At 59.4% G+C, this 24,116-nt stretch carries 32 protein-coding genes; 22 read left to right on the forward strand and 10 right to left on the reverse strand.

Annotated elements, in window-relative coordinates; genetic code table 11:
• Positions 1-9: 9 nt before the first annotated feature.
• From ACYVHK_RS11310 to ACYVHK_RS11325, 4 genes are all read left to right on the forward strand, one after another.
• Positions 10-1,347, forward strand: coding sequence for an HD domain-containing phosphohydrolase (locus tag ACYVHK_RS11310; protein ID WP_460531493.1), 1,338 nt, complete (start codon positions 10-12; stop codon positions 1,345-1,347).
• A gap of 2 nt (positions 1,348-1,349) precedes the next feature.
• Positions 1,350-1,904 carry a response regulator gene (locus ACYVHK_RS11315; RefSeq protein ID WP_460531496.1) on the forward strand — a complete coding sequence of 185 codons (555 nt, stop codon included), beginning with the start codon at positions 1,350-1,352 and terminating at the stop codon, positions 1,902-1,904.
• A complete protein-coding gene (locus ACYVHK_RS11320; protein ID WP_460531499.1) occupies positions 1,904-2,185 on the forward strand; it encodes a hypothetical protein in 282 nt (93 codons plus the stop codon). Before ACYVHK_RS11315 ends, ACYVHK_RS11320 begins: the two co-directional genes overlap by 1 nt.
• 123 nt (positions 2,186-2,308) lie before the next feature.
• Entirely contained in the window at positions 2,309-3,568 is a 1,260-nt protein-coding gene (locus ACYVHK_RS11325; protein WP_460531502.1) for a putative Na+/H+ antiporter, read from the forward strand.
• A gap of 12 nt (positions 3,569-3,580) precedes the next feature.
• Here the strand turns inward: ACYVHK_RS11325 and ACYVHK_RS11330 are convergent, their stop codons facing one another.
• The gene (locus ACYVHK_RS11330; protein WP_460531505.1) at positions 3,581-4,255 is read right to left on the reverse strand and encodes a hypothetical protein; all 675 of its coding nucleotides are present in this window, start codon (positions 4,253-4,255) and stop codon (positions 3,581-3,583) included.
• Positions 4,256-4,455: 200 nt separating this feature from the next.
• Between ACYVHK_RS11330 and ACYVHK_RS11335 the strand changes: the two genes are divergently transcribed.
• The 3 genes from ACYVHK_RS11335 (at position 4,456) to ACYVHK_RS11345 (ending at position 6,127) form a co-directional block, all read left to right on the forward strand.
• Positions 4,456-5,214 (forward strand): substrate-binding periplasmic protein, encoded by a 759-nt coding sequence (locus tag ACYVHK_RS11335; protein ID WP_460531508.1) that lies wholly within the window; start codon positions 4,456-4,458, stop codon positions 5,212-5,214.
• Positions 5,215-5,317: 103 nt separating this feature from the next.
• Complete coding sequence (locus ACYVHK_RS11340; protein WP_460531511.1) at positions 5,318-5,596, forward strand: SHOCT domain-containing protein; 279 nt, start codon at positions 5,318-5,320, stop codon at positions 5,594-5,596.
• Between the two features lie 99 nt (positions 5,597-5,695).
• On the forward strand, positions 5,696-6,127 hold the full coding sequence (locus ACYVHK_RS11345) for a DUF1801 domain-containing protein (protein WP_460531514.1): 432 nt from the start codon (positions 5,696-5,698) through the stop codon (positions 6,125-6,127).
• A gap of 16 nt (positions 6,128-6,143) precedes the next feature.
• On the opposite strand, the gene ACYVHK_RS11350 is transcribed toward ACYVHK_RS11345, so the two are convergent.
• The 4 genes from ACYVHK_RS11350 to ACYVHK_RS11365 form a co-directional block, all read right to left on the reverse strand.
• Positions 6,144-6,335 (reverse strand): hypothetical protein, encoded by a 192-nt coding sequence (locus ACYVHK_RS11350; RefSeq protein ID WP_460531517.1) that lies wholly within the window; start codon positions 6,333-6,335, stop codon positions 6,144-6,146.
• A gap of 181 nt (positions 6,336-6,516) precedes the next feature.
• Complete coding sequence (locus tag ACYVHK_RS11355; protein ID WP_460531520.1) at positions 6,517-6,915, reverse strand: response regulator; 399 nt, start codon at positions 6,913-6,915, stop codon at positions 6,517-6,519.
• Complete coding sequence (locus tag ACYVHK_RS11360) at positions 6,912-8,561, reverse strand: ATP-binding protein (RefSeq protein ID WP_460531523.1); 1,650 nt, start codon at positions 8,559-8,561, stop codon at positions 6,912-6,914. Before ACYVHK_RS11360 ends, ACYVHK_RS11355 begins: the two co-directional genes overlap by 4 nt.
• A gap of 1 nt (position 8,562) precedes the next feature.
• Positions 8,563-8,934, reverse strand: a complete 372-nt coding sequence (locus ACYVHK_RS11365; protein WP_460531526.1) for a hypothetical protein — start codon at positions 8,932-8,934, stop codon at positions 8,563-8,565.
• A 174-nt stretch (positions 8,935-9,108) separates the two neighbouring features.
• Between ACYVHK_RS11365 and ACYVHK_RS11370 the strand changes: the two genes are divergently transcribed.
• Complete coding sequence (locus ACYVHK_RS11370) at positions 9,109-9,375, forward strand: PepSY domain-containing protein (protein WP_460531529.1); 267 nt, start codon at positions 9,109-9,111, stop codon at positions 9,373-9,375.
• Between the two features lie 47 nt (positions 9,376-9,422).
• Complete coding sequence (locus ACYVHK_RS11375; protein ID WP_460531531.1) at positions 9,423-9,965, forward strand: cytochrome b/b6 domain-containing protein; 543 nt, start codon at positions 9,423-9,425, stop codon at positions 9,963-9,965.
• Positions 9,966-10,046: 81 nt separating this feature from the next.
• Here the strand turns inward: ACYVHK_RS11375 and ACYVHK_RS11380 are convergent, their stop codons facing one another.
• Positions 10,047-10,364 (reverse strand): hypothetical protein, encoded by a 318-nt coding sequence (locus tag ACYVHK_RS11380; RefSeq protein WP_460531534.1) that lies wholly within the window; start codon positions 10,362-10,364, stop codon positions 10,047-10,049.
• A 283-nt stretch (positions 10,365-10,647) separates the two neighbouring features.
• Here ACYVHK_RS11380 and ACYVHK_RS11385 point away from each other — a divergent pair, with 283 nt between their 5' ends.
• The 3 genes from ACYVHK_RS11385 (at position 10,648) to ACYVHK_RS11395 (ending at position 12,075) form a co-directional block, all read left to right on the forward strand.
• Positions 10,648-11,028, forward strand: coding sequence for a hypothetical protein (locus ACYVHK_RS11385; RefSeq protein WP_460531537.1), 381 nt, complete (start codon positions 10,648-10,650; stop codon positions 11,026-11,028).
• Between the two features lie 119 nt (positions 11,029-11,147).
• The gene (locus ACYVHK_RS11390; protein WP_460531540.1) at positions 11,148-11,630 is read left to right on the forward strand and encodes a hypothetical protein; all 483 of its coding nucleotides are present in this window, start codon (positions 11,148-11,150) and stop codon (positions 11,628-11,630) included.
• 43 nt (positions 11,631-11,673) lie between these two features.
• The gene (locus tag ACYVHK_RS11395; RefSeq protein ID WP_460531543.1) at positions 11,674-12,075 is read left to right on the forward strand and encodes a contact-dependent growth inhibition system immunity protein; all 402 of its coding nucleotides are present in this window, start codon (positions 11,674-11,676) and stop codon (positions 12,073-12,075) included.
• A 53-nt stretch (positions 12,076-12,128) separates the two neighbouring features.
• Here ACYVHK_RS11395 and ACYVHK_RS11400 read toward each other — a convergent pair whose 3' ends face one another.
• Positions 12,129-12,605 carry a DUF1579 domain-containing protein gene (locus ACYVHK_RS11400; protein ID WP_460531547.1) on the reverse strand — a complete coding sequence of 159 codons (477 nt, stop codon included), beginning with the start codon at positions 12,603-12,605 and terminating at the stop codon, positions 12,129-12,131.
• 470 nt (positions 12,606-13,075) lie between these two features.
• On the opposite strand from ACYVHK_RS11400, the gene ACYVHK_RS11405 reads away from it, so the two are divergent.
• Positions 13,076-14,263 (forward strand): hypothetical protein, encoded by a 1,188-nt coding sequence (locus ACYVHK_RS11405; protein ID WP_460531550.1) that lies wholly within the window; start codon positions 13,076-13,078, stop codon positions 14,261-14,263.
• 50 nt (positions 14,264-14,313) lie between these two features.
• On the opposite strand, the gene ACYVHK_RS11410 is transcribed toward ACYVHK_RS11405, so the two are convergent.
• On the reverse strand, positions 14,314-15,123 hold the full coding sequence (locus ACYVHK_RS11410) for a bestrophin-like domain (RefSeq protein ID WP_460531553.1): 810 nt from the start codon (positions 15,121-15,123) through the stop codon (positions 14,314-14,316).
• Positions 15,124-15,376: 253 nt separating this feature from the next.
• On the reverse strand, positions 15,377-16,186 hold the full coding sequence (locus ACYVHK_RS11415) for a bestrophin-like domain (RefSeq protein WP_460531556.1): 810 nt from the start codon (positions 16,184-16,186) through the stop codon (positions 15,377-15,379).
• Positions 16,187-16,266: 80 nt separating this feature from the next.
• Between ACYVHK_RS11415 and ACYVHK_RS11420 the strand changes: the two genes are divergently transcribed.
• The 3 genes from ACYVHK_RS11420 (at position 16,267) to ACYVHK_RS11430 (ending at position 19,344) form a co-directional block, all read left to right on the forward strand.
• Positions 16,267-16,392 (forward strand): hypothetical protein, encoded by a 126-nt coding sequence (locus ACYVHK_RS11420; RefSeq protein WP_460531559.1) that lies wholly within the window; start codon positions 16,267-16,269, stop codon positions 16,390-16,392.
• Positions 16,393-16,474: 82 nt separating this feature from the next.
• Positions 16,475-18,439 carry an acid phosphatase gene (locus tag ACYVHK_RS11425; protein ID WP_460531562.1) on the forward strand — a complete coding sequence of 655 codons (1,965 nt, stop codon included), beginning with the start codon at positions 16,475-16,477 and terminating at the stop codon, positions 18,437-18,439.
• Positions 18,440-18,588: 149 nt separating this feature from the next.
• A complete protein-coding gene (locus ACYVHK_RS11430; protein WP_460531565.1) occupies positions 18,589-19,344 on the forward strand; it encodes a substrate-binding periplasmic protein in 756 nt (251 codons plus the stop codon).
• 71 nt (positions 19,345-19,415) lie between these two features.
• On the opposite strand, the gene cadR is transcribed toward ACYVHK_RS11430, so the two are convergent.
• Positions 19,416-19,847, reverse strand: coding sequence for a Cd(II)/Pb(II)-responsive transcriptional regulator (gene cadR / locus ACYVHK_RS11435; protein ID WP_460531568.1), 432 nt, complete (start codon positions 19,845-19,847; stop codon positions 19,416-19,418).
• Between the two features lie 73 nt (positions 19,848-19,920).
• Here cadR and ACYVHK_RS11440 point away from each other — a divergent pair, with 73 nt between their 5' ends.
• The 6 genes from ACYVHK_RS11440 to ACYVHK_RS11465 all read left to right on the forward strand — a co-directional run bounded on the left by ACYVHK_RS11440 (position 19,921) and on the right by ACYVHK_RS11465 (position 24,032).
• On the forward strand, positions 19,921-20,439 hold the full coding sequence (locus tag ACYVHK_RS11440) for a hypothetical protein (protein WP_460531571.1): 519 nt from the start codon (positions 19,921-19,923) through the stop codon (positions 20,437-20,439).
• A gap of 63 nt (positions 20,440-20,502) precedes the next feature.
• Positions 20,503-20,928 (forward strand): DUF3703 domain-containing protein, encoded by a 426-nt coding sequence (locus tag ACYVHK_RS11445; RefSeq protein WP_460531574.1) that lies wholly within the window; start codon positions 20,503-20,505, stop codon positions 20,926-20,928.
• Entirely contained in the window at positions 20,925-21,581 is a 657-nt protein-coding gene (locus tag ACYVHK_RS11450) for a thiol:disulfide interchange protein DsbA/DsbL (RefSeq protein ID WP_460531577.1), read from the forward strand. Before ACYVHK_RS11445 ends, ACYVHK_RS11450 begins: the two co-directional genes overlap by 4 nt.
• A gap of 290 nt (positions 21,582-21,871) precedes the next feature.
• Positions 21,872-22,327 carry a GNAT family N-acetyltransferase gene (locus ACYVHK_RS11455; RefSeq protein WP_460531580.1) on the forward strand — a complete coding sequence of 152 codons (456 nt, stop codon included), beginning with the start codon at positions 21,872-21,874 and terminating at the stop codon, positions 22,325-22,327.
• A 125-nt stretch (positions 22,328-22,452) separates the two neighbouring features.
• Positions 22,453-22,989 carry a DUF6622 family protein gene (locus ACYVHK_RS11460; RefSeq protein ID WP_460534049.1) on the forward strand — a complete coding sequence of 179 codons (537 nt, stop codon included), beginning with the start codon at positions 22,453-22,455 and terminating at the stop codon, positions 22,987-22,989.
• Positions 22,990-23,162: 173 nt separating this feature from the next.
• Entirely contained in the window at positions 23,163-24,032 is an 870-nt protein-coding gene (locus ACYVHK_RS11465; RefSeq protein ID WP_460531583.1) for a C1 family peptidase, read from the forward strand.
• Positions 24,033-24,116 lie beyond the last annotated feature (84 nt).

Here is a 24,116-nt window from a genome sequence, read left to right on the forward strand (position 1 = left end):
AGGTGCGCCATGAACATGTCCACATTCGATCCTCGTGTCACCATCGCCGGCATCGAACGTATCCCCACTCTGCTGCTGGTAGATGACGAGCCTAACATCCTCTCTGCGCTCAGACGGCTGACTCGCAACGAACCCTGGCGCATCGTGACGGCCAACTCGGGCGCCGATGCGCTCACACTGCTCGATACCGAGCACCCCTCCCTGATCGTCTCTGACATGCGCATGCCCGGCATGAATGGCGCCGAGTTCCTGGCAGCGGCACGCGAAAGGCAGCCGGACGCCTTGCGTATCCTGCTCACGGGCTACGCCGATATGCAGTCGACCATACAGGCCATCAACGAGGGCGCCATCTACCGCTACATCAACAAGCCATGGGACGATGTGGCCATGCTCAACCTGCTCCGGGACGGGCTGGAGATGCAGGCCTTGCGCCAAAAGGCAACGGCGCTGGAGGTACTGACCCGGCAACAGAATGAGGAACTGAAAGCGCTGAATGCCGGCCTGGAACAACGTGTCGAGGCCAGGACTGCAGAGGTCAAGCAGACTATGGCGTTTCTGGAACAAGCTCACGACAAGCTCAAGAAAAGCTATCTGACCAGTATCAAGGTGTTCACCAACCTGATCGAGTTACGAGAAGGCAAGGAGGCGGGTCACTCGCGCCGGGTTGCCGATCTGGCAAGACAGATAGCGCGGCACTTGGGCTGCACCGATGCCGAAGTCCACGACATCTTCCTGGCAGGCTTGCTGCACGATATCGGCAAGATCGGCATTCCGGACGCCATTGCTCATAAGGCTTTCAGCGAACTGAGTGCCGATGAGCGGAGCATCTTTGTCCGCCACGCCGCCAATGGCCAAGCCGCCTTGATGGCGCTGGAACATCTGGCGGGAACCGGCTTGCTGATTCGCTCCCACCATGAGCGCTATGACGGCCTGGGCTACCCCGACAATCTGGCAGGCGATGCTATTCCGCTCGGCGCACGCATCCTGGCTGTCGCCAACGACTATGAAGGGTTGCAGAGCGGCAGCCTGCAGACCGTCAAACTCAGTGCAGAAGACGCCAATCGTGCCATTGCCAAATCCGCTGGCAAGCGCTACGACCCGCGGGTGGCAGATGCACTGGATAAGGTGCTGCATCAGGATAAATCCGCGCCAAAAACAGAAGAGATCGCCGTCAGGCCCGGGCAGTTGCTACCCGGCATGCGCTTGACGCGGGATCTCGCCAGTCCGGACGGCGTGCTGCTGCTTGCACGCGATCATGAGCTTGATGCTCGCATCATCAACCAGATCCAGCACTTCGAGCAGTCCGACGGGCGCCCCCTCACCCTTCACGTCCAGGCAAGGAGCTGATCATGTACCACGTCATGCTGGTAGACGATGAACCCCATATCCTCTCGGCATTGAGCCGGGCCCTCTCCAATCGACAGCCGGAGCTTGCCACCCAGGCTATCACACTGACCTTGCATCCCTTCAATTCGCCCACGGAGGCACTGCACCATGCTTTCGATGTGCCCATCGACCTGATCATTTCCGACTACCGCATGCCGGAAATGTCGGGGGTGGAATTTCTATGCCAGATGCGGGAACACCAGCCGGACGCGGCCCGGATCATCCTATCCGGGTATGCCGACCTGCAAGGACTCATCCAGGCTATCAATGCGGCACAGATCCAGCGATTCATCGGCAAGCCCTGGGTTGACTTCGACCTGAGGGAAGCGGTGATCCAGACCATCAGGCTGCGCGAGCTGCAGCAGGAAAACGCGCGCCTGGCGGATACGGTAAGGGTTGCCGAGGGGAGGTTGAGCCAGCAGGAGGCAGCGTTGCGTCGGCTGGAGCAAGAGAGTCCGGGCATCACGCGAGTCAACTGGGACGAAGAGGGTGGTGTGCTACTTGAGGTCGACGACTGATGCCTTACTCCAAAAAACTGACGCCGATGACGTTTCGCATCGAATACATCCTCCAGAACGAGCGGCGTGGCATGCTGATCGCCCGTCAGTTGGTCGACGGCCCGATACACCTGACCGAACATGCGCGACTGGGCGACGTCTCGATCCAGACCTACTTCATCAAACAGCGTCACCCCGCCACCGACCAGCCCGATAGCAGCGGGCTCTATACTTTCCTGCCCAACACGCTCGATGATCTGAAGCTACTTAGCAAGGCGCAGCTGGTTGAACTATATCCATAGCCCCCAACGCACCTCGCTCCCAACGGTATGGCCAGGCACTACTTAGTGGTGCAACGGCTTGGTGATTACGCAGTCGGGTGATTACACTCGGTTACCGGCATCACCGTACCGTGAGAGCAGCCCTTGAACCCCACCCCCCTAGAGATGATCGGAGCAGCGCTCTTCGCCATTGCGCTGATCCATACTTTCTCGACCAAGTTCTTCGAGCATCTGGCCCATACCCGACCTCGTCACGCCGGTATCTGGCACCTCTTGGCCGAGGTAGAGGTGGTATTCGGCTTCTGGGCCATGATCCTGATGCTGGTGATGTTTGCGCTGCACGGTAGCAAGGCGGCGACCCAGTACATTGATACCCGTAATTTCACCGAACCGATGTTTGTCTTCGCCATCATGGTGATCGCCGGTACCCGGCCCGTCCTGCAAGTGGCGCTAGGTTGCGTGAAGGCCATCGCGCGTGTCGTACCCTTGCCGGCCAGCATGTCGCACTTCGTGGTCGTACTGGCGCTGGTTCCCATGCTCGGCTCTTTCATCACCGAGCCTGCCGCCATGACACTCGCCGCCCTGGTCCTACGTGATCGTTACCTTGGGACGGATATTTCGAACCGCTTCAAGTACGCCATTCTGGGCGTACTGTTTGTCAATGTCTCCATCGGTGGCACGCTCACGCCATTTGCTGCGCCACCGGTATTGATGGTGGCGGCCAAGTGGAACTGGGATATTGGCTTCATGCTGACCACCTTCGGCTGGAAAGCCGCCACAGCAGTCATCTGCAATGCCCTGATCACCGCCCTCCTGTTTCGCAAGGAACTGGCGAGGCTCGCAACAGATATGAGCGATGGTGCCGGCACGCCAGTGCCGAAATCACTGATGCTGGCCCACCTTTTGTTCATGCTCGGGGTGGTAGTGTTTGCCCACCACCCGGCCGTGTTCATGAGCCTGTTCCTGTTTTTCCTCGGGGTCGCCAGTGCTTATGAGCGCTACCAGGACCGGCTGATCCTGCGCGAGGGCTTGCTGGTGGCGTTCTTTCTGGCCGGGCTGGTAGTGCTGGGTGGGCAGCAGCAATGGTGGCTGCAACCCTTGTTGATGAGCATGAGTGCAGATGCCGTCTATTTCGGCGCAACCGCCCTGACGGCCGTGACCGACAACGCCGCCCTGACCTACCTCGGCTCACTGGTCGAAGGGCTGACACCGGACTTCAAGTACGCGCTGGTCGCCGGTGCGGTGACCGGTGGCGGCCTGACCATCATCGCCAATGCACCCAACCCGGCCGGCATTGCCATACTGCGCGAAAAGTTCCACGACGGAGCGATCCATCCCCTGGGTCTGTTCGCCGCCGCCGTGCCACCTACTCTGGTGGCCATACTGGCCTTCAGGGTGCTGTAGGCATCCCAGCGTTCAGCGCCGCTTGTGGTGCTTCTTCTTGCTCGGCTTGGCAGCAGGCTTGCGCGCTACGGCAGGCTTGGTGCAACGCAGGTTGCCCAATTCGCTGGCATCCAGTTGCCGCAGGTGGCCAACATCATCAGGCTGCAAGGCCCATGCGGCGCGCGCCGTCTCGTCGGGCGACATGAGCGCCAACACATCGCGATCCTGTTCTGGTGGCAGTTTGCAGGCCAGCGCCGGGGCAGTCTTGTACTCATCCGGCACCGGCACTTCCTGGCTGACCGTGTACTTGTACGTCACCCCGCCGATATTGGCGCCCTTGTCAGCCAGCACGGCAATGCGCCGGTTCACCTTGGCCAGCAAGAAAAAATCCCGCCCCGAGTCAGCACCCAGATTGACCTTTTGCTGCACGGCCCAGCCGTTGAACACCACGCGCGGCGAGATATAGGCGCGGTGGTAACTGCGGCCCAGCAGTACGCCCTTGGTGCTGGCAGCGGGCGGCGGCGTGACGACGGGTGCCGGTGCAATCACCACCGGCTCAGGTACGGCAACGGGTGCGACAGCTTGGGCCTTGGGCGGCTCCGGTTGCGCAATGGGCGGCGTTGTCTTTTGGGGCACTTGGGCACAGCCCAGCAGGGTAAGGCCCGACAGCAGCGGGACCAGCGTCTTGATCGTCGGGATTGTTGCCATATCACCTCTCGCAAAAAGCTCAACCATCGGGAAGCCGCCATGTCGCCGAGCCACGGCTCTCCCCGTACGTAAGCCGGTTATTATATTTGTGCAAATGCAATTACAGAAGACAGAAATTGCAAATAGACGTTACCAGCGGCGCTGGCTATTTCGACAGCATTGCCTAACCTTCAAAGCCCCAGCACGCCACGCTTCCCGTCATGCGTCGCCTGATCATCAGCCTGATCCCGGTTTTCCTGTTCTGCCATGCGGCCGAACCCTTGTTGTTGCGTACCGCCAGCCAGGCGGGCAACAGCGTGAAATTCAACCTTGCCAGTACCGATGAGCCGGGCATCTGCGTGGAGATTCTCCGGGCGATGGAACGGGTCGATACCGACCTGCATTTCACCGGACTGGATCAGGAAAAGCCTTTGCTCCGGATTGAAAGCGAGTTGGCCAATGGCCAGATTGAGGTGTTCTTTGGACTGCTGAGGACGGCCGATCGGCAGCAGAAGATGCGCTACATCGACCACACGCCGCTTTATGTGATCCGGCATCAAGTCGCCGTTCGGGCGGACGACTCAGTCGCTGTCGAGACGTTCGAGGATATCCGTGCACTTGGCCAGAACGGGCTGATCCTGGTCCCCATGGGGACCGCCTATATCGACTACCTCAAGCGGCAAGGTGGGCTGATCCTGGATATCGGATCCAACAGCAATGTCGACAATTTCAAGAAACTGCTGGCTGGCCGCGGGCGATTCTTCTACCAGGCCGATACCACGCTCAAACGCTATATCCGAGATCAGAAGCTGGTCGGTCAGGTACGCATCCTTCCGGCCGTGTTCCGACTCGAGCCACAAATGCTGGTCACAAGCCGGCAACTGAGTGAGGATAAGGTCGCTAGACTCAGCTCAGCCCTGGCAGCGCTTGCCAAAAGTGGTGAGCTGCAACGCATACAACGAAAGTATGGCGTGATGTAGGGTCATATGATGGTCATTTGATCTTGCGCAGATCAACGCCCGGAGGTTCATGGCAGCATCGCAATACGCCATCCCGAGATGGCCCCGAAAGGGAGTGCGAACCATGAATATCCCGCAGCCGACACCCGATGCTCAGGTCGTGGACTGGTTCAGCCTGTCCAGCGGCATGATGGGGCTGGGCTGGATTGCCACCTTGGTAGTCTTGGTATTGATCATCGTGGGCATCACCTCTGTCGTCCGGTTGGTACGCATGAGTCTAGAGTCGCCGGATCGCACTGCCCATCAGCAACAATCACCCTTGCAGATACTCAATCAGCGCTACGCACGAGGTCAGATCAGCCGGGAGGAATACGAGCAAAAGCGTGCCGATATGGAGTGCTGATACCCGCTCGCGCCACCTAGCGGTATTGATACCGCAGACGATTCACTTCGTGCCGTCTACACTGATCAAGCAACTCCGCAAGACAACAGGACACCGCACATGGCGACGAGCAATCCCGCCACCTTGTCGGCCGATGCCGAACTCGCTGCCTATCTCGCCGCGCTGCCCAGCGAAGACCGGCGCACAGACTGCATTGCGCTGATTGCCATGATGCGGGAAGCCACGGGCGCTCCCCCACGTATGTGGGGAACGATGGTGGGCTTTGGGGATTTGCACTATCGCTACGACAGCGGTCGTGAGGGCGATACTTTTCTACTGGGCTTTGCGTCCCGCAAGGCGGATCTCACGCTCTATCTGGGCTGTGATCTCAACCTGCACGCCGATCTGCTCGCCCCGCTGGGCAAGATCAAGATGGGCAAGGGTTGTCTATACCTGCGACGACTGGCCGATGTACCCCACAAGCACCTCCTGGCACTCTTGAAGACCGCCGCTAGCCACAATGCCGCCACGGCCAGCCCTGGGGCCGACTGAACCTTAGGTAAGCCGATCAGTGCGAAGAACGCTTCTTAACGTCGGAGAGACGACGGGGGGCTGCGCGCCTATCGCTGGTGTTGAGTAACTGATTGGCCCAACGCCAATCCTCACCAACCTCGCCCGGCGCCGTACGACGATCATGCCGGCGCTGCTCCAGCACATAGTCCTCGATCTCTTCGGTCGCCTTGAGATGAATCCTTGGCATTGCGACATCCTCCGTGGTTCACGGGCATCCTGCCGGGCTGCCAGACCTGACGCTCGGCGATCGGTACCTCATGACCATCATGGCACAAGCGGATGTTGAAAATACTGAGTTTTATCAATTGGATCAGTACCTTCCATCCAATATATCTACTCAACCAGGGCATACTGGCGCCAAATGACGATCATCCTGCGCGAGTTGCAAGCGCCTGCGCCACTTTGTCCAGCAAGACCTGCTTTGAAATAGGCTTGGTGACAATGTCGTCAAAACCAGCCGCCAGTATCTCGCTCTGCTCCATGGCCATGGCATGGGCCGTATAGGCCACCACGGCTGGCTGCCGCCGCTGATAGTTCGCTCGTATCCGTCGGCACAATTCCAGGCCACTCTCACCGGGCATGCTGATATCCAGCAGGATCAAGCTGTATTCATGCAACTGCATCGCCGCCCAGGCCGAAGCAGCATCACGGGCATCTACGACCTGATAACCCTGCCGTTGCAGAAACAAGGTGGCGATCCGACGATTGGTATCCTCGTCATCGACCACCAGGATGGTGTCTGCAACATGTCCGGACTCACTCATCATGCCCCCTTGTCCTCCAGCGGCAGCATGATGGTGAAGTGGCTGCCACGATCCGGCGCTGATATCAGGTGTATCTTACCTTGCATCAGTTGTACCAGCTCTCGTACAAGCGCGAGTCCCAGACCGGATCCGCCATGGTGCCGCGTGGCAAAGCGCTCCACCTGCCGGAACTTCTCGAACACGATCGCCTGGTCTTCCTCATCAATACCGATGCCCGTATCGCTGACCGTCACCAGCAACTGCTCGCCCTCTCGTTCGGCATTCACGCATACCTCACCGGTTTGGGTGTACTTGATGGCATTGTGCAGCAGATTACCCAGCACCTCGCGCAGTCGCACGCCATCCACCATGGCCTGACCCAGTTCTGCATCGTCCCAACGGCGCAGAATGGGTAGTCCTTTCTGGGTCGCAAAAGGTTCATGCGTATCGCAGACCTCAACCAACAGAGTGCCCAGGCTTTGCATTTCCTTACGTAACGTCAGTCTGCCAGCTTCCAGCCGGGCAAGGTCCAGAATGGCATCGACTTGCTCACGCAGTTGCTGTCCGCTGCGCTGGATCAGCCCCGCCAGTTGCTTGTCCTCGGCCAGGTCGTTACCGTCGGCGATCAGTTCGGCTGCACCCAGGATGCCATTGAGAGGGGTACGGAGCTCATGCGACATCTGGGCCAGGAATTCAGACTTCATCCGGTTGGCCGACTCTGCCGCTGACTGGCTGCGTTGCAAGCGAAATGCCAGCCAGTAGATAAACCCACCCGAAATCAGCAGCAGGATGGTTGCGATCGTCGCTGCCTGCAGCATTCCCTGCTTGCGCTGAAAATGTTCCGACAGCACATCGGCAAGCCGCTCCTGCAGCACAACAGCCACCGGCTGATTACGCAAGTGTCGGGCCGTCACCAGAATGTCCAAGCCGTGCGCATCCTGCGTCTGCATCTGGAACACCGGCTCCGACTTCACGCGTTGAAACCAGGCCAGTTGATCGACCTTGTCACCGAGTTTGGCGACATCGGTATTGCGGCTGGCGCGGACAACGCCATCCAGCCCCACCAGCATGATGCCGCCCCCAATACTTGTATCGACATCCCGATACAGATCGGTGAAATAGAATGGGTCTACGGAGACCACCACGATTCCGCCAAAGCTGCCATCGGCTTTATCGATGCGGCGCGTAAACTGCAGCGACCACTTGCCTGACGAGCGACCGAGGATGGGCTTGCTGATAAACAGACCCCGGTTGGGGTCTTGCTGATGCACCTTGAAATGCTCCCGATCCCCGACATTGACCCGCTTGAACGGTGTCTTGTTGGTCATGATCAGGACACCGTCGGCGTCGACTATGCCCAACTGGGTGTAATAGCGATCGATGATCACTTCCTCGCCCAGCAGGTTCATGATATCCAGCGTACCGGGTGAGCGCTCGAAGCGATACTTCAAGAAACGCACGGTCTGGTCGACTTCACGCGTCAGGCTATCCACATGCTCATCCAATGCGCGAACCAGGTTCTGGCTATCGGTTCGGTAGCCGTCCAACGCCAGTTTCCGGTCCTGGTCAATGGCATGCAAGGTCGCCCACCAGAGGCCCAGCAGCAAGGCCAGCAGGAAGAACGGCAGGGCAATGGTCAAACGCAACGCGTTAGATCGGGACAGAGACATCTCACACCTCCATGCGATGACTGTAGGCCGACAACTCTGCCGCCATACCGATCAATACCGATTCAAGCGTCACCAAGGCAGCGTTTGGCAGAGGCTCCGGCATGTTGAGGCTGCTTTGCAAATCGATACAGGCAGCTTGGCCCGCCTCGCATTCAAACATACCAAATGTTGCCCGCAATCTTAGCAACAGGCTGGCCAATGCCTGACGGTCGGCCTCCGGTCGGCGGGCCCGGTCGATAGCGATCAGATAACCCGGCAGCTCCCCTTCATACAAATGACCGAGCAGGCACAGGGTGGCGGTATCGCCACGCAGTTGGCGCAGGGCAGCGTCCACATCCAGATAGCGTTCTTGGTGAGCAGTCAGGTCAGGCATCGCATTCCTCCTTGATGCCTCGCAGACTAAGCGTCTGCTGTCGCCATTCCTACTCGGTAGGCTCCTAGTCCCCCCCTGGGAGCAGTACGGGGGCAATCCCGTGTGTACTTCACGCTCGATTAAGTACCGGGTGTTCTGATGATGTCGCCGTTAACCACTTCAGAGGACAACACCATGCAATATCGTGCCATCGCCGCTGCACTCGCACTCGCTTTTGCCTCTCACCTTGCCAGCGCTTCGGCAGAGTGCCCCGCCTATCCCAAGGCAGAATGGATGAAGGAATCCGACGCCCGCGCCAAGCTGGAAAAGGACGGTTACAAGATCAAGAAATTCAAGGTATCCGGCAACTGCTACGAGATCTACGGCCATGACAAGGCGGGCAAGAAGGTAGAAATCTATTTCGACGCCAAGACCCTCGCCATCATCAAGCAAGGTGACTGATCTACCAGGCGGGGAGGCTTGCCTCACCGCATATCCGGGAGGATGCCATGCATCGATCCACAAACCAGCCAGCGACCACCGTACGCGTCTGGGACATCGCTGTCCGACTGACGCACTGGCTGGTCGCCGCTTGCGTGGTTGCTAACCTGTTCATTCTGGAGGAAGGCGAGCGGCCACACCGCTGGCTCGGCTACCTCGCCTGTAGCCTGATCGCCATTCGCGTTATATGGGGCTTTGTCGGCAGCCGTCACGCCCGATTCACCGACTGGTTCCCCACGCCAGGCCGGCTGATCCCTTACCTCAAGCAGATGATGATCGGCGAACAGCCGCGCGTGGTCGGCCACAATCCCGCCGGTGCCGTCATGATGCTGCTGATGTGGCTGCTGATCCTGAGCCTGGGCACCACCGGCTACCTGATGGGAACCGACGCCTACTTTGGCGAAGAATGGCTGGAGGAAGTACACGAAATCCTCGCCAATGCCCTGCTAGGCTGCGTAATCCTGCATGTGGCCGCAGCGCTGGTGGAAAGCCGGCGTCATCGCGAGAACCTGGTTGCCAGCATGATCACCGGTAACAAGCGCGCAGAGTAAGCGCGTGGCATGCCGGAGGGCCCCCATGAAAAAAGCGGGGGCCGCATCGGCACCCGCCCTTTGTGATCCCGAACACCGCGATCAGTTACCTTGTCGGTCGTGCTTCTGCCGGTAGATGCGGCCACTCTGGGCGTTCATCGCACCGTTGAGCTTGGCCCGTTCGCGGGCCGTCAGCTTGCCATCGGCCTCCATGCGCGTCTCGCGCCGGTCTACCCTGTCACCCTTGCGCTCCAGCCGGGCGGCTTCCTTGTCGGTCAGGGAGCCATTGGCCTGACCGTTCTCTATCCGCTGTTCCTGCCTGGCTTGCCGTGCATCCAGGCCCGGGGTGGCCACGTCGGCTAGCGCGGGGAGTACGGTTACGGCGGCCAGTGCGGTCAACATCACAGACATGCGTTTCATGGTTCGCTCTCCTGTTGTGGGCCCGGCCATGCAGCCAGGGTATATTCCTTGTATCCCATCGGCATGCCGCCTCGCAGCAGCTGGAAACATTTGTTTACGCGGCTTACAGGGGCTTACCGGCAACGGCCATTGCACACAACTTGTTCCATCTTTCCGCGCAGCCATCCTCTGCCTGGAGGATGCCAACGCGGCGGGCATGCGGAACAATAGGCGACAGCCCTTACGCCCAGACCGGAACATGCCGCACAAGCTGCACCGACCAAGCCACCGATACCTGCCCTGCATGGCGAGCCTGCTCGCGCTGGGCCTGGTCACCGGGCCAGGCTTAGCCCATGCCGATGACAAGACACCACCAGTCCTGATCGTCACCGCCAGTGGCTATCGGCCGGACAAGGTAGACAGCCCTTCCGAAACCGAGCTGACCGCGCAACTGCAGCACCTCAGGCCCGGCAAGGTCATGCTATATGCCGAACGCAACGCCAGCTCCGCCCAGGTAGCCGCCGCCTACCGCGCCTTGCAGGCTGTGAGCGCCATCGCGAGCCTGCCCGACCCCGTACCACCACGTCCGGGCGTTACCAACGCCACAACCCAGGGCGAGGCCCTGGACACCGCCGCGCGCAATCCTCCCTACCAGCAGCCTGACTGCGATACGTTGAGCCAATAGCGAGCAGTGGTCTTGCGGACGAATGGCGGCATGGCTAATGACAGAGCAGAATGGTGATGGCTACAAAGGATGATCAAGCCTTCTTGCAGCCGACCTCGGCAAGTTAACCAGGAGAAACGATGCCTCTCAGCAGCGCGCAGGATATTCGTTTCCACGAGACCCCTATCGAATGGGCAAGAGCTAACCCGCTGTTTTTCTTCGACCAGGGACATGTTTCGTTGGCAGTCATCCTGTCTGCCGTAATCGAAGGCATTCAGGAATTCGGTGATATCGAGATCGCACATGAGATGCTGGGTGACTGGTACGTCGTCGCAGCGACCGAGGACTGGTTTTCTCGCGGGCAAATCCCGATTCCAGGCGATCTGCGATTCGACTACATGCCGGCCTTTCCGGAGTGGGGAGCAAACAACGTTCGACCGGAGTTTCTGATTGCGGCTTACGCTCGGGATGTCGTTGTTCACAACGCAACCCGTACGATCATCACCCAAGGCGAAGTCGAGCATCTCGACCCGTTGATGCAACGCCTTGCGGTGATGCCTACCTGGAAAAGAGTCATCGCATTCAGAGGGACTTTTTCAAGCAAGAACAATACGTTTGACTAAAAAAGATACGGCGCAATGCCCCAACGGCACCAGGACTTCCCTCATGCAACCCCACGACCATTCACTATCAATTGAGCAGCTGGAGGGTATTTCCTGGCCGCATGACCCCTTTCCGTCGCACGTCGTACAGGAATCACAACGTCTTCGCAAAGTGCCACTGAACACCCTGGATACCGAAGGAGTACGCTTGCTCATTGGTCAGAAAATCGGCCTTCCTTATTTGGTCCCGATAGCGCTCAATCTACTCATGGACAATCCTTACGCCGAAGGAAACTTTTATCCAGGCGACTTGCTTGTTAGCGTGTTGGGAATCCCCGAAAGTTTTTGGAAGGCTCATCCGCCCCTCAATAACACGATGGTCGAACTGGCGCATGTGGTAAGTCTGCGACATGAATTGACCGAGTCACAGCTGCTACCAGCCTTGCAGGGTTTCCAGTACGCCTGAATTTTTTTGCCGGCCAAGCGCCCATGTCGGCGCGCTGACCAGCATAACCAGCATCAGCCCTTGCGCTGATAGCTCGCCCTCATGATGTTCACCCACGTCCCGTCTTCCTTCAGTACGCGGGACGACAACGTGCGCTTGTCCGCTCCAAGTTGCTGGACGATATCCTGATAGCGCACCGTCTTGCCTGTCGTGAAATCTGGACCTTCGGCGTCCAGGGTCAGGGTGTCGGTCGTGGTATCGAGCGAGCCGCTATAGATCCACAGATGGGTCATCATATCCGCCACAAAGGTGCCGACGAAGCGCTTCTCCGCCAAGTTGTAGCCCAGCGTGATGGTGGACCGCCAGCTACCTTCGCCTGCCTCGCAGACCCCATCCCCCACCACCCACAGCTCGCCAAACGGGCGGACCGTCTCCTTGCCCTTCATGACCGTCGCCGGCTCATCCGGCCCCATATCGCACTCGGAGACGTACTCCCAGTCGCCTATCATCCGCGCCAGCCAGAGATGCTCCGCCTGGGCTTTCTCGTTCATGCTCATATCCATGCCTCCTTGATGGTCTGGTGTTGGCCCGGCTGGCAGAGCGTGCCACCCGGCCGGGTCGCCAACTCATTATGGATAATCATCTGTCTGAACCAAATAAGGGGATGTATCAGTCAAGGGCAGGCATTGTTGAATAGGGCAGAATGCGGTCCATATACTCCCAGGAACCCCAACATGACTTCTGAAGTCCTCGTTCTGGCTGCCTGCTGCGAACGGGTAAGCCCGCGACATTGAGCTCCATATAACGCCTTAACACAGTAAATCTGCTAACCAAGGGCATCACCATCAAGACCTTCAAACTATCTCGAATTGAATTCGCCAAAGTATTGGCGCATGGCCGCGGCGATGCCGTGCGGTATGTTCAGCAACATGGCCTGGCTGACGTAGTGGACCTTGTAGTGGCTGCTTGTTTGGACAACCCTGCACACGACCCGCAATGCGAGCCATCACGGGCAGATTGGATGTTTGCACTCTTCAAACAGACACCCGAATACCCGACCATCTCTTCGGCAATTCTCGGCAAACTGGCAGAGTGCGGCGAGTCGACAGATATGGAGTATCTCTGTGACCTTGCAGGGCAGATGGCCATCTACGGAGACGATCAAGCCGCAGAGGCATTGAGGTCATACGTACTTGATCAGGATTTCTTGCAGGTTGAGTCACCTTGCGGTTGGCGGGCATTGACTTCACTTGATGGACAAAGCGTGGCTGTCGAGTACGCCATGCGCGCTGGTCGCTTGCTGCAGCAAACTCCTCAGGCATGGATAGACGAGCCAGGGGACCTGCTCGCCGATGCCCAGGCTGTAGCAAGCACGATGGTCACTCTGCAAAGACTCGCAAAATTCGATATCTTCGTTGCAGTCTACTTGGAGTCTCTCAAGCAGCGGGACAAGATATCCAACGACACAGCGCCGCTTACAAAGGAAGATCGGCAGCGGATGTACCTTGAAGAAACTCGGAAAGCATTCCCGTTAGAATCGCTGCTCTCCGCTGCAAAAGTGAAAAAACAGATTGGGATCTATTACCAACGCTTTGGCATGGCTGCTACTGAGGAAGAGCTCGCGGAAGTCTATCGCCACTTGCTGGTTGAGCCTGACGAGGATGTCTGTGAACGCCTTTTACGAGTCTTCCGAAAAGTACCGCTGCCTGGGCTGGACCAAAAAATATGGAGTCTGGCCGCCTCTCATGATCAATCCGTACGCGATGCCACGCACACCGCGCTTGCGCAGTGCAATGCGCCAGAAGTGGGCATTTATGCGCGAGCGCAAATCCAGGCCGATGGATTCTCTGCGACTGACTCAGAAGTCTTCCGTCTCTTCGTCAAGAATTACCTGCCGCAGGACAGCTCATTGATACTGGCAGCACTGCAGCGACTCAATCCGGACGAGTACGAAGCCCACAGCCTGGTCCTCCGACTACTGGATATCTTCGGGGAGAACCGCACTCCCGAACTCACAGGGGCAATGCTGTGGGCCTACGAACATACACCTTGCTCCCTATGCAGAAACGACGTGGTTAGCGGGCTATTGGATATCGCACAGCTGCCATCACATCTCATCGAAGAGTGCATGCACGATGCCCTAGATGAAACGCGAGAACGCGCCCGTGGTGCCGCCATGGCAATCGAAACCAGAACCAGAGACGAATGATATCGCCCAATGCCAATAGGGGGATTGCCTCCTCCCCTGACCTGCAATCGTCACGGCATCACCGCGACCTCCGGCCAGGTCCGACTCTCCACCAGCGCGTCGATACTTCTCTGGAAAGGTTCGGCGGTAACACTGACTTCGCCCACAAACGGGCGGTCTACCGCCAAGATGAAAAAGAAGGTGAACCCGAGGGTCACAGCCCAGGAGCCCACCATCAGGACATGGAATCGCGAGGGGGGTAATGAATACAACAGCAGGAACGACAGGCAACTGATACCCAGCGTCACAGCCCACAACGTCGCCGGCATGGAAACATCCAATGTCAGCAGGCGCTGCTGCCGGAATTTGACCATCTCGTTGCTGCGCTCAAGTATCTCCGCCAGCAGGACGGTCTGTCTGGCGTCAGTAGGCATAATTTTGTTGGTGGCATCGAACATGGCCTCAAAGAGCTTCTGGGTCCTGGCATTCGACTTCTGCTGTTGCTGCATGCTGCGCCATTCGTCTTTGATCACACTCTCCATATAGGCACGCAAGGCCTGACCGGCAGCGTCGGCATTGGGCGAGTTGAACGCTGACAGATCACGCGCCAGCTCACTCGTGCAGGTTGCCTCGGCTGCCACATCGCGCGCTGCATCGTCGTAGGCTCCCCAGACACTGATCGCTGCGAATGCCACGATCAATGAGTTGATGGTAGTGATGATCGACACCATGGTAATCATCATGGCGCGCTGTTCGGGATCCAGCAGGACAAGCTTGAAACGGCTGGCAACACCATACCCCGCCAAGACGACAGCCAGCGTGAGCAACACCACGATAGCCGCCATGCCAGCGCTCGGCAGGTTGTACATGAATTGAATCATTGCTATCTCCCCGAAATGCCCTTTGTGGCAGCGAACAACACAATGCGCCCCACCTTGCGGGGTGCCCTCCCTAACGACATCGCCATGATGGCAAAGCGGGTCGGTGGGACATATCGGTAGAAATCGGAATCTATAGCGCGGAATGCTGAGGTTGCCGTGCGCCAGGACACGATCCGGACGACGGCGCGAAGTCAGAGGGGAGAGGATACGGCGCAATGTCCAGCAGGAAATTGCGCGCGCCGCTAGCCTATCATCACGGCGCCACACTCTGCGCCGGCCAGGTTCTGTTGGCCACCAGCCCATTGATCGTTTTCTGGAATGGCTCGGGGCTGACGCTCACTTCGCCGGCAAAGGGTCGGTCGACCGCGAGCACGAAGAAGAAGGTCAGCCCCAGTGTCAGCCCCCAAGACCCAATCAACAACTTATGGAATGCGGTTGGGGGGAGCGCGTAGAGCAGCAGGAAGGACAAGGCACTGACCACCAGCATGACCGCCCACAACGTGGCCGGCATGGAGATATCCAGCGTCAGTATCCGTTGCTGCCGGTGCTTCACCATCTCGTTGGTACGGGCCAGGATCTCGCCGAGCAGGACGGTCTGGCGAGTATCGGTCGGGGCGATGTAGTTTGCCGCATCGAACATCGCCTCAAACAGGTTCTCGGTCTCCGGATCCTGCCGGCTCTCCTGCTGCATGACCGGCCATTCCTTGTGGATCACATGCTCCATATAAGCTCGGAGTGCACGCCCGGCAACATCTGCTGCAGGTGAGTTGAACGCTGAGAGATCCCGCGCCAGTTCACCGGCACAGGTCGCCTCCGCAGCGACGGTCCGGTCGGCATCGTTATAGGCATCCCAGACGCTGATCGCAGCGAAGGCGACGATCAGCGAATTGATGGTGGTGATGATGGACACCATGGAGATCATCATGGCGCGCTGCTCGGGATCAAGCAGGACCAATTTGAAACGGGTTGCGATGGCATAGCCCCCCATGACGATGGCCAAGGTGGAGCCTGCCACGATGGTGGCCATCGCCGCGCTGGGGATGTTGTAAAGGAACTGGATCACTGGCTTCTCCGATAGCGGTATGGGAACAGCGCCATCCGCTGTGCCAGGCATAGGCAGGATGGGCCTCAAGATACCTGCCCATGCTGATCGCCCTGCCTCGCCATGCCTATCGGCAGAAATCTGATTTTCACCGCCTGAATGCTGAGAAAAGCGGGGATAGTGCCGTCATCTTCCGCATGCCGAAAATTTCCAAACCTTACAGCTAGCTTTCATCATCCTGTCATGGTTGATTCTTATTCTCACCGGCTATCTATCGATATCCGTCCCACGAGACCAAGGAAGCCACCCGTGAATCACCCTCTCCCATTCCGTCATTCACTGCTGGCGGCGGCCCTGGCCGCACTGGTGCTAAGCGCCTGTAACGGCGGCGAAGACGCTGTTGCCACCCCGCCAGCCATCCCCGCAGCACCGGCCGGACTCGGCACGGTCGATACCGCCCCGGTGGCCGATGCGACTGCCGTGCCCGCCTTTGTGGATTTCGTCTACAGCAACCAGCGTGGCGATGCCCGCTACGCCACCAAGGAAACCAATGCCGGCGTGCGCGTGCTGACCGGCATGCTGGACCTGTGGAAGCCCAGCACGCTGCTGGTGGATGCAGGCGCCGCCGCGCCGGCCAACGGCAGCTTCCCGGCCGTCGTGGCCTCGAGCTGGAGTGGGATTCCGGGTGACGCCACCGACGGTACGGCCGTCAACAAGGCGGTACTGGATGCCAATATCGCCTACGTGGTTGACGCCACCGGCAAGCGCACGGCCGCGCAGGAACTGATGGCCTACCAGGATGACCGTCGCGGCAAGGCCTATAGCGTCTCCGACAGCCTGGGCCCGCTGACCGATGCCTGGCGCGCTGCGGCCCAGCAGACCACCTCGATCAACGGCATCCCGGCCGATGCAACCACTGTGCTGTACAACGACAGCGGTAACAACGTGGGCGTGGGTGGCACCGCCAATACCCAATTCGGTACCGTGGTCGACTTCATCAGCAATATCGGCACCAACGGCTCCACTGAACCCGCCAAGCGCTACTACAAGTACGCCCGCCCCTGGCGCTGGAGCAGCAGCGTGAAGGTGGTACCGGCGCTGGAACCCGCCAAGAGTACGACACCGACCACCGACGGTGGCTTTGTCAGCGGCCATACGGCAGAGTCGGTCCGCAACGCCATTGCCATGGCCTACGTGGTACCCGAGCGCTATCAGGAGATCCTGAGCCGCGGCATGGAACTGGGTGAGAGCCGCATCCTGGCCGGTATGCATTCGCCGCTGGACGTGATCGGCGGTCGTATCCTCGGCACCTCCGTCGCCGCAGCGAGCCTGGTCACAGCGGACAGCAATGCCAATCGTAAGGCTGCCGCCTACCAGCAGGCGCACACGACACTAATGGCCGCCAGCAAGACCACCACGTTGCAGGCATTCAACGACTTTGCCCACTCAGCCACCGTCGCGACCGACCGCTTTGCCGACTACGCCACCAACAAGAGCAACTACCAGCGCCGCATGACCTTTGGCTTCAGCCAGATTGCCGACAAGACCAAGGGCGCGACGGTACCCAAGAGCGCCGAAGTGCTGCTGGAAACCCGCCTGCCCTACCTCGATGCCAACCAGCGCCGCGTAGTGCTCAAGACCACCGCCATTGCATCGGGCTACCCGGCCATGGACGACGCCGAAGGCTGGGGCCGCCTGAACCTGTTTGCCGCGGCCGACGGTTACGGTCGCTTCGACGGTGACGTGACGGTGAGCATGGATGCGAGCCAGGGCGGCTTCAATGCACTGGATACCTGGCGCAACGACATCAGCGGCGCCGGCAAGCTGACCAAGCAAAGCACCGGCACCCTGCGCCTCGCAGGCAACAACAGCTGGAGCGGTGGCTCGGATGTGTTCGGCGGCACCCTGCAGGGCGATAGCGCCACGGCTTTCGGTAAGGGTGATGTGTATGTGCGCAGTGGTGGCACCGTGGTGATCAACGCGGCGGACCGCCTGACTATCGCCGGCAACTACACCCAGCAGACCGGCAGCACGCTGACCCTGCGCCTGGGTGCCAACAACCAGGGCACCCTGGCCGTGGGCAAGCTGTTCGCGATTGTCGGCGGTACGCTCAATGTGACTTTCCAGGGCGGCTACAAGCCCAAAGTGGGCGATACGCTGAACATCGTCACCAGCGGCAACCAGACCGGCAAGTTCGAGAAGATCGTGGTCGAGGGCTTTACCGTGACGCCGACCTACAGCAGCGCCGGTGTGACCTTGAAGATTGATGCCTGATTGAGGCTGGCATTCGCCAGCAAAGGCAAGGCAAGATAAAGCCCGGCAGCCAGATGGCTGCCGGGCTTTGTTTTAACCTTCTTGGCATCCCGCTTGTTCAGGTGACACCACCAAGCTATACCTGCAGACACACCACAAGGGATTACCGAATGCGTTGCCCATGGTTTGTCATGTTGTCGTGTCTGCTCACCACCACGCTGGCGGCAGGCAATCCCTCCGGCGTACCCAATACGCTGAACCTGATCGCCAACTACTGGGAACCCTACACCGGTGAGACCTTGCCCCAGCAAGGCCTTGCGAGTGAGCTGGTAACGACGGCCCTCAAGCGTGCCGGTTACGACAGTCGGATCACCATCGCCCCCTGGGCTCGCGCACTGGCCATGTCCTACAAAGGTCACGCTGATGGCGTTGTGGCGATATGGTCGACCAGGGAACGCCGAGACAAGCTGCGGTTCAGTGAACCCTATCTATCCAACCGCATGGTCCTGCTGTATCGGCACGGCAGCTACGACGGCGGGAAAACGCTGGCAGACATCAAAGGACTTCGCCTCGGCGTAGGCCGCGGCTATGACTACAACGATGCCTTCATCGCCGACACATCGTTCCAGGTGGAACCGACCGACAATGTGCTGCAAAACCTGCGCAAGCTCGCGGCCAAGCGCGTGGATCTGGTTCTGGAAGACGAGCTGATCGCGCGCTACCAACTTCAACAGCGCCTTGCTACGCTACCCGAGCTCAAGCAGATCGTGCTCAACCACACACCACTTTTTACCCTGCCACTGCATTTTGCCGTCAGCCGCCAACGCCCGGATGCAGACCGGATCATCGAACAGTTCAATACCGCACTCGCGGGCATGAAGGCCGACGGCAGCTACGACGAGATCGTGCGTAGGCATACACAGTAAATCAGAAATCTTGACTTCACTGACCCATTGCTATCGACTGGCAAGCTGGCTACCAGACTGACGAACAAGACCTAACCCAAATGGGTATGCCGCGGCTTTCGTTCCTCGCTGTCCATCGCCGCCAGGCCCTGCAGGATGCCGCAATCCCCCACCGCCTGCTCGGTATCGCAACGGTGGCGAATCTCGCTCAGTTGGGCCTTCAGCTGCATCAGCTCCTGGATACGTGCATCCACATGGCCGATATGCTCATCCAGCAAGGCATTGACCTCACCGCAGCCAGCAGCGGGCTGGTCCTTGAGGCCCAGCAAGGTGCGGATCTCGCCATGGGTCATGTCCAGCGCCCGACAATTGCGGATAAAGCGCAGCCGCTCGACATGCGGCTCGCCATAGCTGCGGTAGTTGCCCGCCGTACGCTCAGGCGCGGACAGCAAGCCTTCCTTTTCGTAGTAGCGTATGGTTTCTACCGTGCATTGCGCCGCCAGGGACAGTTCGCCGATTTTCATGTGTGCCTCCTGTGCACGAGCATGCCAACCCTATAGTAACTTCAGCATCTCAAACCGAGAATCCCGCGACGCCATGTCTTTTGTCCCCGACGCCTACACCCCGCCCGCCATCGCGCGGTTCAAGGATTTCCAGTTGGTCGTACTTGCCCCTCAGCATGCAGACGAAGACTTCCGCGCCGTACGGGCAAGTGCCGATGACATACGTCATGTCTTTGGCCCTGAGAATGACTGGCCCGACGCGCAGATCAGCTACGAGGAAAACCTGGCCGACCTCGCACGGCATGAGCAGGAGTTCCATGATCGAGTCGCCTTTGCCTACGCCCTGCTGGACCCGACCGGTAGCGACTATCTGGGCTGCGTCTATCTCCGCCGGATCAAATCCCGGCTGGCACACGACCCGCGCAAGCAAATGTTCCAGGCCCAGGCCTTTTTCTGGCTATCGTCACTGCACCATACCCTCCTACCCACCGACGTCCTGACCACCTTGCAAGACTGGCTGGCGCGCGACTGGCCCTTTCACTCCGTGGCCTTCCCCGGCCGGGTGCAAAGCTGGGCGCAATGGGACGCGATGGCAGGCGAGGCTGGCGAATAGCGCTTGACCCTGTAGCCACTTCAGGCTGTGCAATGACAGCCTGTTCCCAGCCGGGCGTCACCCATGCGTTTACCCGCCGCAATCCAGTCAGCCTTTTGCCAGACATTGCAACAAGCACGCCTCGATTTTCACCAGGGTGAGCTGGTGGCGGCGTTCACCCAGCTTGAGCGTGCGCACATCCTGGGCCAGGGTGCGCTGGGAGCGCATCTGCGCGTGCATGGCTGGATGCTGCGCGTCGCCATCACCCGCCGCGATGCACGTGAGATACGCGGCCAACTCTGGCGATTGCTGCTGACCCCACTGGGGCACCTCAGCGGCCGGCTCCCGATCGGCAATACCGGTGGCGCCAATGTCAGTGCCTTCGCGGCCATGCCCATCCCGGCCGATCTGCAGGCTATCCTGCATGGCGCGCGGGGCATCCCTGCACGGCAGCCATCAACCGGGCAGTCACCCCTTCCCAAAACCAGAAACGAGAGAGGAAACACATGATGATTACCAAGCGACACTTGGGCCAAGCCCTGGTCATGCTGGGGCTGGCGCTTGCCAGCGTCTGCGGCCTTGCCGCGGCCGACCATAGCAAGGAGCCGCCGGTCAAATTCCTGGCCAAGCCACAGCCAACCGAAACACCCGGCAAGATCGAGGTGATCGAGTTCTTCTGGTACGGCTGTCCGCACTGCAACCAGATCGAACCGACGGTGGAAGCCTGGGAGAAGACGCTGCCTAAGGACGTGGTATTCCGTCGCGAGCATATATTGTGGGATGGTCGCAGCGATATGGACGGCCACGCCAAGCTCTTTGCCACGCTGCGCATGATGGGCCTGCTGCCCAAGTATCAGGGCGCGGTATTCAATGCGGTCCACGTTGCAAAGCTGGAGCTGCGGGATGAAAAAACCCTGTTCGACTGGGTTGCCAAACAAGGCATCAACCGTGCGCAGTTCGAGAGCACCTACAAGTCATTCGGCATCAGCTCGCAACTGAGCCGTGCCAAGACGCTCGCCAAGACCTACGCGATTGACGGCGTACCCACCTTCATCATCAACGGCAAATACATGACATCGCCGCACCAGGCAGGTAACGAGCAACGCATGTTCAATATCATCAACGAGCTGATCGTGAACGAGCGCAAGATCCGCAATCCTTGATAGGAAACGAGCAGGGTCAAGGGGTTCCAGCATCCTCAGGATGCGGATATCCCTGGCGCCACCTTGGCCACACTTGCACCCACCTCTGTACCAGGATGGCGTGGTCTCACATGGCAAGCCATCCTTTCTGCATTGCCATTTCCGGTCCAGGCCGGACGGCCCGCCAGTCGATCTGATCGTATATTTTCCGACACTATGCAATTGTCCTAATCTAAAGCAACAGATGTCGATTAAACTTACAGTCAGCCCCTCAACCTTCAGGTACCGGCAGCCGCCATCGGCTGCCCCTTATGCCCAAGCACGCCATCCGTCCCGCTTTTTTGCTGGACATCCCTGCCTTGCTATACCTCTATACGCAGTTCGATAGCGAGCCACAGCCTGCTGTCGAGCCACACAGCGCCATGCTGCAGTTCGAGAGCATGAAGAACAGGGGGGAAGTACTGGTGGCCGAAGTGAGTGGCCAGATCATTGGTTGCTGCAGTCTCTATATCTGCCCCACCCTGATGCATGGCGCCCGACCGTTCGGCATCATCGAACACATCGTGGTCGACCCCAGCCACCGCCGCCAGGGCATAGGCCGCGCCCTGCTGGAGGAGGCAATCCGCATTGCCGACTTCCGCCGCTGCTACAAACTCATGCTGATGACCGATGCCGTGCAGGAGGGCATGCAGCGTTTCTACGAAGCCTGTGGTTTCAGCCGTGGTGCGCAAGGCTTCCAACGGCGCCTTGAGGATGCGAACCGCTAAGCGGTCTTCGCTCGGCGTTGCCATCGGGGTTTCTGTTCACGCGCTTTCCGGTCGACTCGCGCCAACCCGATGTCGATTCGTCGCAATCGCTCCGCAGTCGCCGTCGCCGTCCCTAGATTGGCGTCATTCCAACCGGAGACGCCAACATGATCCTCGCCATCCTGCAACATACCCCCACCTGGGTCTTTATCTTGTTCGCCGTGCTGTGCGGCCTGGGCTTTCAGCAAACCCGCCCACGCACCGTGTCGCAACTGCGTGCCAGCATCCTGCCGCTGATCATGCTGGGCCTCTCCTTCAACGGCATCGTCTCCAGCTTTGGCAACCAGCCGGAAGCCTACGCGCTGTGGCTGGCTGGCGTGCTGCTCTGTGCCAGCGCCTATCGCCAACTGGGTTGGCAAAGTGCACAGTACCTGCCTGAAAGCCGCAGCTTCTCCCTGCCAGGCAGTTGGGTACCGCTGAGCCTGATGCTGGTGATCTTCCTCAGCAAGTACGTGGTGACCGTCACCCTGATCATGCAACCGGCCCTGCGTCACAACACGTTCTGCGTCGCGATCATTGCAGTGGGTTATGGCTTGCTCAGCGGTCTTTTCCTGGCCCGCGCCGTCAGCCTCTGGCAACTGGCCCGCGCAACCCGCAACAACCAGCAGCTCAGCGCAGCCTGAACCCGCGCTACCTGCACCTCTTGTCAAAAAACCGGTAGATCGCGCAGCGATAAACCGGTTTTTCATCTATCTGGATGATGTGGACTTTGCGAGCAGGGCTTATCTTACGAGCCTTTCGAAATCCACGGTCCCGTGCCGCCACGACGCGGGCTCTGTTTTCAGCCAGGAGAGACATGACAATGAGAACCATCCACGGCCAAGGTCTGGGTTGGCATAGCGATCTACCCGACTTCCGCGACCACACGCAGGAATCCCCCACCGTCGCCAAGGTATTGGCCAAGTCCGTCCCGCTAAAGAAAGCCACCACCACGAAACTCCCGACCAAGGTCGATCTGCGCGAGTGGTGCTCACCCGTTGAAGATCAGGGCCAGCTGAGCTCCTGTACCGCCAACGCGGGCGTCGGCATGTACGAATACTACGAGCGTCGCGCCTTCGGCAAACATATCGATGCCTCCCGCCTGTTCCTCTACAAGGTCACCCGCCAGTTGCTACAGTTCAAGGGCGATAGCGGCGCCTACCTGCGCGACACGATGAAGGCCCTGGTGTTGTTCGGCATCCCGCCAGAGAAGTACTGGCCCTACGATCCCAAGCATTATGATGACGATCCAAACAGCTTCTGCTTCTCCTTCGCGCAGAACTATCAGGCCATCGACTACTACCGGCTGGACCCGCCCGGCACCCTGCCCAAGGACATACTGGTCAACATCAAGACCAACCTCGCCGCCCAGCTCCCCGCCATGTTCGGTTTCTCGGTCTACAGTTGCATCCCCGCCGTCGGCGCAGGCACGGGTGACATCCCCTTCCCCGGCAAGGGCGATACGCTGGAGGGCGGTCACGCAGTGCTGGCGGTCGGCTACGACGACAGCAAGAAGATCGGCACCAGCAAGGGCGCGCTGCTGATCCGCAACTCCTGGGGCACCGCCTGGGGTGAAGCAGGCTACGGCTGGCTGCCCTACGCCTACGTAGAGCGAGGTCTGGCGCAGGATTTCTGGAGCATGGTGAAGGGTGAGTTCGTCGATACGGACTTGTTCAACAAGGCTTGATGTTTGTTCGACAGCCACGCTTCGACGCAGCAACCTTGACGACGAACCGTGGCATACCGAACATGGCAGGCTCACTCCAACGCA

This window comes from Chitinimonas naiadis (assembly GCF_054780835.1).

What these genes read in the sequence shown, in the direction of transcription:
- ACYVHK_RS11310 (WP_460531493.1), top strand. Translation starts at nt 10, where the DNA reads ATGAACATGTCCACATTCGATCCTCGTGTCACCATCGCCGGCATCGAA.
- ACYVHK_RS11315 (WP_460531496.1), top strand. Translation starts at nt 1,350, where the DNA reads ATGTACCACGTCATGCTGGTAGACGATGAACCCCATATCCTCTCGGCA.
- ACYVHK_RS11320 (WP_460531499.1), top strand. Translation starts at nt 1,904, where the DNA reads ATGCCTTACTCCAAAAAACTGACGCCGATGACGTTTCGCATCGAATAC.
- ACYVHK_RS11330 (WP_460531505.1), bottom strand. Translation starts at nt 4,255, where the DNA reads ATGGCAACAATCCCGACGATCAAGACGCTGGTCCCGCTGCTGTCGGGC.
- ACYVHK_RS11335 (WP_460531508.1), top strand. Translation starts at nt 4,456, where the DNA reads ATGCGTCGCCTGATCATCAGCCTGATCCCGGTTTTCCTGTTCTGCCAT.
- ACYVHK_RS11340 (WP_460531511.1), top strand. Translation starts at nt 5,318, where the DNA reads ATGAATATCCCGCAGCCGACACCCGATGCTCAGGTCGTGGACTGGTTC.
- ACYVHK_RS11345 (WP_460531514.1), top strand. Translation starts at nt 5,696, where the DNA reads ATGGCGACGAGCAATCCCGCCACCTTGTCGGCCGATGCCGAACTCGCT.
- ACYVHK_RS11350 (WP_460531517.1), bottom strand. Translation starts at nt 6,335, where the DNA reads ATGCCAAGGATTCATCTCAAGGCGACCGAAGAGATCGAGGACTATGTG.
- ACYVHK_RS11355 (WP_460531520.1), bottom strand. Translation starts at nt 6,915, where the DNA reads ATGATGAGTGAGTCCGGACATGTTGCAGACACCATCCTGGTGGTCGAT.
- ACYVHK_RS11360 (WP_460531523.1), bottom strand. Translation starts at nt 8,561, where the DNA reads ATGTCTCTGTCCCGATCTAACGCGTTGCGTTTGACCATTGCCCTGCCG.
- ACYVHK_RS11365 (WP_460531526.1), bottom strand. Translation starts at nt 8,934, where the DNA reads ATGCCTGACCTGACTGCTCACCAAGAACGCTATCTGGATGTGGACGCT.
- ACYVHK_RS11370 (WP_460531529.1), top strand. Translation starts at nt 9,109, where the DNA reads ATGCAATATCGTGCCATCGCCGCTGCACTCGCACTCGCTTTTGCCTCT.
- ACYVHK_RS11375 (WP_460531531.1), top strand. Translation starts at nt 9,423, where the DNA reads ATGCATCGATCCACAAACCAGCCAGCGACCACCGTACGCGTCTGGGAC.
- ACYVHK_RS11380 (WP_460531534.1), bottom strand. Translation starts at nt 10,364, where the DNA reads ATGAAACGCATGTCTGTGATGTTGACCGCACTGGCCGCCGTAACCGTA.
- ACYVHK_RS11385 (WP_460531537.1), top strand. Translation starts at nt 10,648, where the DNA reads ATGGCGAGCCTGCTCGCGCTGGGCCTGGTCACCGGGCCAGGCTTAGCC.
- ACYVHK_RS11390 (WP_460531540.1), top strand. Translation starts at nt 11,148, where the DNA reads ATGCCTCTCAGCAGCGCGCAGGATATTCGTTTCCACGAGACCCCTATC.
- ACYVHK_RS11395 (WP_460531543.1), top strand. Translation starts at nt 11,674, where the DNA reads ATGCAACCCCACGACCATTCACTATCAATTGAGCAGCTGGAGGGTATT.
- ACYVHK_RS11400 (WP_460531547.1), bottom strand. Translation starts at nt 12,605, where the DNA reads ATGAACGAGAAAGCCCAGGCGGAGCATCTCTGGCTGGCGCGGATGATA.
- ACYVHK_RS11405 (WP_460531550.1), top strand. Translation starts at nt 13,076, where the DNA reads ATGTTTGCACTCTTCAAACAGACACCCGAATACCCGACCATCTCTTCG.
- ACYVHK_RS11410 (WP_460531553.1), bottom strand. Translation starts at nt 15,123, where the DNA reads ATGATTCAATTCATGTACAACCTGCCGAGCGCTGGCATGGCGGCTATC.
- ACYVHK_RS11420 (WP_460531559.1), top strand. Translation starts at nt 16,267, where the DNA reads ATGCTGATCGCCCTGCCTCGCCATGCCTATCGGCAGAAATCTGATTTT.
- ACYVHK_RS11430 (WP_460531565.1), top strand. Translation starts at nt 18,589, where the DNA reads ATGCGTTGCCCATGGTTTGTCATGTTGTCGTGTCTGCTCACCACCACG.
- cadR (WP_460531568.1), bottom strand. Translation starts at nt 19,847, where the DNA reads ATGAAAATCGGCGAACTGTCCCTGGCGGCGCAATGCACGGTAGAAACC.
- ACYVHK_RS11440 (WP_460531571.1), top strand. Translation starts at nt 19,921, where the DNA reads ATGTCTTTTGTCCCCGACGCCTACACCCCGCCCGCCATCGCGCGGTTC.
- ACYVHK_RS11445 (WP_460531574.1), top strand. Translation starts at nt 20,503, where the DNA reads ATGCGTTTACCCGCCGCAATCCAGTCAGCCTTTTGCCAGACATTGCAA.
- ACYVHK_RS11450 (WP_460531577.1), top strand. Translation starts at nt 20,925, where the DNA reads ATGATGATTACCAAGCGACACTTGGGCCAAGCCCTGGTCATGCTGGGG.
- ACYVHK_RS11455 (WP_460531580.1), top strand. Translation starts at nt 21,872, where the DNA reads ATGCCCAAGCACGCCATCCGTCCCGCTTTTTTGCTGGACATCCCTGCC.
- ACYVHK_RS11465 (WP_460531583.1), top strand. Translation starts at nt 23,163, where the DNA reads ATGACAATGAGAACCATCCACGGCCAAGGTCTGGGTTGGCATAGCGAT.